The sequence below is a fragment of the Peterkaempfera griseoplana genome (assembly GCF_001418575.1).
Taxonomy (GTDB): domain Bacteria; phylum Actinomycetota; class Actinomycetes; order Streptomycetales; family Streptomycetaceae; genus Peterkaempfera; species Peterkaempfera griseoplana.
Map to the genome: position 1 here is coordinate 1 of NZ_LIQR01000590.1, position 6,617 is coordinate 6,617.

The following is a 6,617-nucleotide window of genomic DNA, read 5'->3' on the forward strand; positions in this document are numbered from 1 at the left end:
CCTCGCCGACTGCTTCCCCGCGCTGGACTACTTCGAGAACAGCGGCCTGCCGTTCGTCGTGGCCCTCAACGGCTTCGACGGACACCAGCCGCACAGCCCCGAAGAGGTCCGCGAGGCTCTGCAGCTCGGCCCGGACACCCCGATCATCACCACCGACGCCCGCCGCCGGGACAGCGCCAAGTCCGCGCTGATCACGCTGGTCGAGCACGCCCTGCTGGCGCGGCTGCGCTAGGCCGTCCGGTACCCAGGCCCCAGGGGCCGCCGCCCGGTTCTCCGTGCGGCGGTCCCCGGGGCCCTCGGCGTTCCCTGCCGCAGGTGCACGGTCCCTGCAGGCCCCCGGGCGCTCGCCCGTACGGGCGAGCGCCCGGGGGGCGGGGCGGGGAGCCGGCGACCGGACGCACCGGCCCCCCGGGGCCTTCTCAGGCCTCCGGCTCGACCCCAGCCCGCAGCAGACCATAGGTGTAGGCGTCGTCCAGGGCCTGCCAGGAGGCGGCGATGACATTGGGCGCCACACCCACCGTCGACCATTCCGCGGCGCCGTCGGAGGTGTCGATCAGCACCCGGGTCTCCGACCCGGTGCCGTGGCGGCCCTCCAGGATGCGCACCCGGTAGTCCACCAGCTCCAGCTTGGCGAGCTGCGGGTAGATCTGCTCCAGCGCGCTGCGCAGCGCCTTGTCCAGCGCGTCCACCGGGCCGCTGCCCTCGCCGGTGGCCACGATCCGCTCGCCCTTGGCCCACAGCTTCACCGTGGCCTCGTTGAGCGCACCGCCCGCGGGGGTCTGCTCGATGATGGTCCGCCAGGACTCCACCTCGAAGAAGCGCTCACGACGCCCCTTCACCTCGTCGCGCAGCAGCAGCTCGAAGGAGGCGTCCGCGGCCTCGTAGGTGTAGCCGGCCTTCTCCTGCTCCTTGATCCTGGCGACCACCCTGCCCACCAGGTCCCGGTCGGCCGACAGGTCGTAGCCCAGCTCCCGGCCCTTGAGCTCCACCGAGGCCCGGCCGGCCATGTCGGAGACCAGCATCCGCATGGTGTTGCCGACGAGTTCGGGGTCGATGTGCTGGTAGAGGTCGGGGTCGACCTTGATGGCGGAGGCGTGCAGCCCGGCCTTGTGGGCGAAGGCGGAGACCCCGACGTACGGCTGGTGGGTGGACGGCGAGAGGTTGACCACCTCGGCGATGGCGTGGGAGATGCGGGTCATCTCGGTGAGCCGGCCCGGGGGCAGAACCTTGCGGTCCAGCTTCAGCTCCAGGGCCGCGACCACCGGGAAGAGGTTGGCGTTGCCGACCCGCTCGCCGTAGCCGTTGGCGGTGCACTGCACATGGGTGGCACCGGCGTCGACCGCCGCCAGGGTGTTGGCGACCGCACATCCGGTGTCGTCCTGGGCGTGGATGCCGATCCGGGCGCCGGTCTGCTCGATCACGTCGGCGACGATCTCCGCCACCTGGCCGGGCAGCGTCCCGCCGTTGGTGTCGCAGAGCACCACCACGTCGGCGCCCGAGTCATGGGCGGCCCGCACCACGTCCAGGGCGTAGTCGCGGTTGCGGCGGTAGCCGTCGAAGAAGTGCTCGCAGTCGATGAAGACCCGGCGGCCGTGCTCCCGCAGGTGGCGGACGCTGTCCCGGACCATCTCCAGGTTCTCTTCGAGGGTGGTGCGCAGCGCCAGTTCCACGTGCCGGTCGTGGGACTTGGCGACCAGGGTGACCACGGGGGCGCCGGAGGCGACCAGGGCGGCCAGCTGGGGGTCGTCGGCGGCGCTGCCGCCGGCCCGCCGGGTGGCGCCGAAGGCGACCAGTTGGGCGTGGGTGAGTTGGAGCTCGGCCTGGGCGCGGGCGAAGAACTCGGTGTCCCGCGGGTTGGCGCCGGGCCAGCCGCCCTCGATGAAGCCGACGCCGAACTCGTCCAGGTACCGGGCGATGGTGAGCTTGTCCGCGACGGTGAGGTTGATGCCTTCGCGCTGCGCCCCGTCGCGCAGGGTGGTGTCGAAGACGTGGAAGGCGTCGCCCAGGGGGCTTGCTCCGCCGCTGTTGGCCTCGGTCATGGCCGTGGTTCTCCTGTCCGGGTGGGTACTGCCTGCCGGGTTCCCGGCTCCACTGTCCCCCGAGGCCCTGGCGCCGGCCGGGGCGGACGGCCTCCTTGTGGGAGGTCCTCCGCCGCCGGTCCAAAACAAAAGACCCCTCGCGGGTGCGAGAGGTCTGCGCGCGGGTCTGGGACACGGTGGTCGCTCCGTGTCGGGTCCTCATACGGAGCGGTCACTGCGGACCGGCGCGCCTGCTGCCAATAATCACGACGAGCGAGGACACGGTCGCAGTCTTGCACAGGCCCCCGTGATCGGCACAAATCGGTCTCAGCATACGGGCGCGTAACGGACGGGCGCAGCCATCCCCGTCCGCACCGCAGGTCCTCCGGCGGTGCTGCGCCGCGGACCGCGGAGGTGCCGCCCGCCGTAGGGCGCCCCGGGCGGCGGGGCGCCGTACGGGCCGGGCGGTCAGCAGATGGTGTGCATCCAGCCATGGGTGTCCGGGGCCTGGCCGGTCTGGACCGCCAGCAGGGCCTCACGCAGCCGCATGGTGACCGGTCCGGGCTCACCCGCGCCCACGGTCCAGTCGGCGCGGGTGGACTTCACCGAGCCGACCGGCGTGATCACGGCCGCGGTGCCGCAGGCGAAGACCTCGGTGAGGGTGCCGTCGGCGTTGCCGGACTTCCAGTCGTCGACGGAGATCCGGGCCTCGGCCGTCGGGTGGCCGAGGTCGGAGGCCAGCCGGAGCAGGGAGTCGCGGGTGATGCCGGGAAGCAGGGAGCCGGAGAGCTCCGGGGTGACGATCCGGGCGCTGTCGCCCTCCCCGTACACGAAGTACAGGTTCATGCCGCCCATCTCCTCGATCCAGCGGCGCTCCACCGCGTCCAGCCAGACGACCTGGTCGCAGCCGTGCTCGGCGGCCTGGGCCTGGGCGACCAGCGAGGCCGCGTAGTTGCCCGCGCACTTGGCGGCGCCGGTGCCGCCGGGCGCGGCGCGGACGTACTCCTCGGAGAGCCAGACGGAGACCGGCTTGACGCCGCCGGGGAAGTAGGCGCCGGCCGGGGAGGCGATCAGCATGAAGAGGTACTCGTTGGCCGGGCGCACCCCCAGCCCGACCTCGGTGGCGAACATGAACGGCCGCAGGTAGAGGCTCTGCTCGGGCCGGCTGGGCACCCAGTCGACGTCCTGCTGCACCAGAAGCTCGACGGCCTCAACGAAGGTCTCGACCGGCAGCTCGGGCATGGCGAGGCGGCGGGCCGACGCCTGGAAGCGCTCGGCGTTGGCGGTCGGACGGAAGGTGGCGACGGTCCCGTCGGCCCGGCGGTAGGCCTTCAGGCCCTCGAAGATCGACTGACCGTAGTGGAGGGTCATGTTGGCCGGGTCGATCTCCAGCGGCCCGTAGGGGACCAGCTGGGCGTCGTGCCAGCCGCGTCCCTCGGTCCAGCGGATGGTCACCATGTGGTCGGTGAAGACGCGGCCGAAGCCTGGGTTGGCCAGGCGGGCCTCGCGCTCCGCTGCGGACAGCGGGTTGGAGGAGGGCTTGAGCTCGATCTTGAGGGGAGCCTGGGCGGGCGTCGTCATGGCTGCGTGTGTCCTTCACCGTCTCGTCGTTGCGGACCACCGGACGGCTCGCCGGCGAAGGCGAGCTCCCGGGAGGCCCAGGTTCGATGGTCGCATCTCCGGGGCCCGGTCGGACAGCCGTGGGTACCGGGCCGTCCGCCGGTGACGGACGGTCGCGGCATCCCGGCCGGAACGTCGCGAAGCGGCCCGGAGATGCGGGGCAGGGTGCCGGAGGTCGTGGGTGCCGACCTGCCGGATCCGGCGTCGCGTCCGGGCCGCTTCGGATGAAGGGGCGGGGCGTGGCGTGAACCCTCCTCGCCCGGGGCGGGCGAGGGTGGGTCCCTCCTTGCGAGGAGGGAGGGTCAGCCGGCCACCCGGGTGGCGAGCGCGTCGCCGATCTGCGAGGTGGAGCGGGCGGGGCCGCCTACTCGCTCGGCCAGGTCGGCGGCGACGGCCGCCTCGATCCGGGCCGCCTCGGCGGTGAGGCCGAGGTGCTCCAGCAGCATGGCGACCGAGAGCACCGTGGCGGTGGGGTCGGCCTTGCCCTGGCCGGCGATGTCCGGGGCGGAGCCGTGCACCGGCTCGAACATGGACGGGAACTCGCCGCTCGGGTTGATGTTGCCGCTGGCGGCCAGCCCGATACCACCGGTGACGGCGGCGGCCAGGTCGGTGAGGATGTCGCCGAAGAGGTTGTCGGTGACGATCACGTCGAACCGCTGGGGCTGGGTGACCAGGAAGATCGTGGCCGCGTCGACGTGCAGATAGTCGGTGCTGACCTCGGGGAACTCCTGGCCGACCCGCTCGAAGATACGGGTCCACAGGTGGCCGGCGTGCACCAGCACGTTGTTCTTGTGGACCAGCGTCAGCTTCTTGCGGGGGCGAGCCGCGGCACGGCGGTAGGCGTCGCGTACCACGCGCTCGATGCCGAAGGCGGTGTTGAGGGAGACCTCGGTGGCCACCTCCTGCGGCGTACCGGTGCGCAGGGTGCCGCCGTTGCCCACGTACGGGCCCTCGGTGCCCTCGCGGACCACCACGAAGTCGATCTCCGGCTCGCCGGCCAGCGGCGACTTCACACCGGGGAAGAGCTTGCCCGGGCGGAGGTTGACATGGTGGTCGAAGGCGAAGCGGAGCTTGAGCAGCAGGCCCCGCTCCAGGACACCGGACGGCACCGACGGGTCGCCGACGGCGCCGAGCAGAATGGCGTCGTGGCCCTTGAGCTCCTCCAGCACGGAGTCGGGGAGGGTCTCCCCGGTGGCGTGCCAGCGGCGGGCGCCGAGGTCGTACTCGGTGGTCTCGACCTTGGTGTCGGCCGGCAGCGCCGCCCCGAGCACCTTGAGGCCCTCGGCCACGACTTCCTGGCCGATTCCATCACCGGGGATCACTGCGAGGCGGATGCTGCGAGACATGGCCGGAACCCTACTCCTCGTCCCATGGACTGACATCTGACGTCCGCTATGTGGACGCATTCACCACAGCGGCAGCGGCATCACCTGAGCCTGCCGCCCCGGGGTGTTGCGGTGGTGGACCAGCAGCAGAGCCATGGCGGACCTGGTCCCGAACGCCCACAGGTCACGGCGTACCTCCAGGACCGCTCCGGGCTGCTCGGGCAGGGCCAGCGCGGCGGGTCCGTCGATCCCGCCACGGATGTCCAGCGCCGGGTGCAGCACGTCCAGCGGCAGCACCGGACGGCCGTCGGTGAGGCCGATGCCGTCGAACGCGCCCTGGACGTCGGGGACGCCCTTGCCGCCGGCGGGTCCGGTCCACAGACCGTAGCGGAGCTGCGCGCCGCCCTGCCGCAGTCCGGGCAGCGCGGCGAGCCTCACCGGCAGCACCACCGTGTCGCTGTCCAGCAGGAACGGGTCGCTGCCGCCCCAGCCCGCGTCCAGCGGCTGCACATCCAGTTCCTTGCCGGTGGTGGCGTCCAGGGTACGGGCCACCAGGACGTCGCTCCCGGCCAGCCGGTCGGCCTCGACCACCGCATCGGTGCGGCCGTCGCCGTCGGTGTCCAGCGAGGCCCGCACCGCGGTCCTGCCGACCGGGGTCGCGGCGGGCGCCCAGGTGGTCGCGGCCAGATAGAGGGTGCCGTCCCGCAGGGGGTCGCCACCCCTGGCGGCGACCGCCGGTGCGTCGCTGGCCGCGCCCGCCAGCCGCAGGTCGGCGATCCGGTCACCCGGGGTGGAGGCGCAGGGCACGGTGGCCACCAGGGGGTTGCAGTCGGGCCAGCGGTCGCTCTGTCCGCCCAGCTCGAAGGCGCTGACCAGGGAGGGGACCGCGGCCCCCGGTCCGGCGGGGTCCCCCGATTCGGCGGAGTCCCCCGGTTCGGCGGGGCCGATCCGCAGCAGCAGACCTGAGCGGCCCGCGGTGTCCAGGGGCATCCGCGCCGCGAGGGCGGCGGTGAGACCGGAGACCGCATGCGGCGCGGCGAACACCGGCACCCGCAGCTCCGGCACTCCCCCGTCGCCCACGGGCGTCAGCGTCATCCGGCCCGACAACTCCGGACGGTACGCCCGGGGGTGACCCCCCTGCCGGGCGGCGATGGTGGGATCGGGCCCCCGGCCGAGAGCGGCCGGGTCCGGTACCCGCAGGGTGATCCTCAGCCGGGTGGCGCCGCCCGCGGGGACGGTGACCTCGGCCGGCTCCACGGTGTAGGACGCCCCCGCCACCTCGGTCGCCGCCCGGTAGCCCGTGCGGTAGGCCACCGGCCGGTCGCCCAGGTTGCGCACCTCCACCTCACGGGTGAGCGTCAGCGGTCCGCCGGCCGGCACGTCGCCGTAGGAGACCCCCACCGCGCCCTCCGGCACGTCCGGTCCCGCCGCATAGGCGATCACAGGGGTGCGCACCGCCAGGTCGGCCCGGACCCGCCCGGCGCCGGCCCGCTCCGGTCCGTAGACCGCGCCGGTTCCGGAGTCGCCCGTGGTCAGGTCCGCATCGGCGGTGTTCATCAGCGCGGCCTTGACCTCCGTCGCCGTCCAGTCCGGATGGGCGGCGCGGACGAGCGCTGCGATCCCGGTGATGTGCGGGGCCGACATCGAGGTGCCG

Annotated in this window: 4 protein-coding genes and 1 pseudogene; 1 reads left to right on the plus strand and 4 read right to left on the minus strand. The window is 73.3% G+C overall.

What is annotated here, in order from left to right; translation table 11 throughout:
• Nucleotides 1-232, plus strand: a pseudogene (locus AOK09_RS33540) (ATP/GTP-binding protein); the annotation flags it as partial.
• A 187-nt stretch (nt 233-419) separates the two neighbouring features.
• Here AOK09_RS33540 and cimA read toward each other — a convergent pair.
• From cimA to AOK09_RS33560, 4 genes are all read right to left on the minus strand, one after another.
• Entirely contained in the window at nt 420-2,039 is a 1,620-nt protein-coding gene (cimA, locus tag AOK09_RS33545) for a citramalate synthase (protein WP_055590996.1), read from the minus strand.
• Between the two features lie 447 nt (nt 2,040-2,486).
• On the minus strand, nt 2,487-3,599 hold the full coding sequence (locus AOK09_RS33550; protein WP_055590997.1) for a branched-chain amino acid aminotransferase: 1,113 nt from the start codon (nt 3,597-3,599) through the stop codon (nt 2,487-2,489).
• Between the two features lie 341 nt (nt 3,600-3,940).
• Nucleotides 3,941-4,984 carry a 3-isopropylmalate dehydrogenase gene (locus AOK09_RS33555; RefSeq protein ID WP_055590998.1) on the minus strand — a complete coding sequence of 348 codons (1,044 nt, stop codon included), beginning with the start codon at nt 4,982-4,984 and terminating at the stop codon, nt 3,941-3,943.
• 60 nt (nt 4,985-5,044) lie between these two features.
• A partial coding sequence (locus tag AOK09_RS33560; RefSeq protein WP_157876140.1) for a S8 family serine peptidase occupies nt 5,045-6,617 on the minus strand: 1,573 nt, incomplete at its 5' end.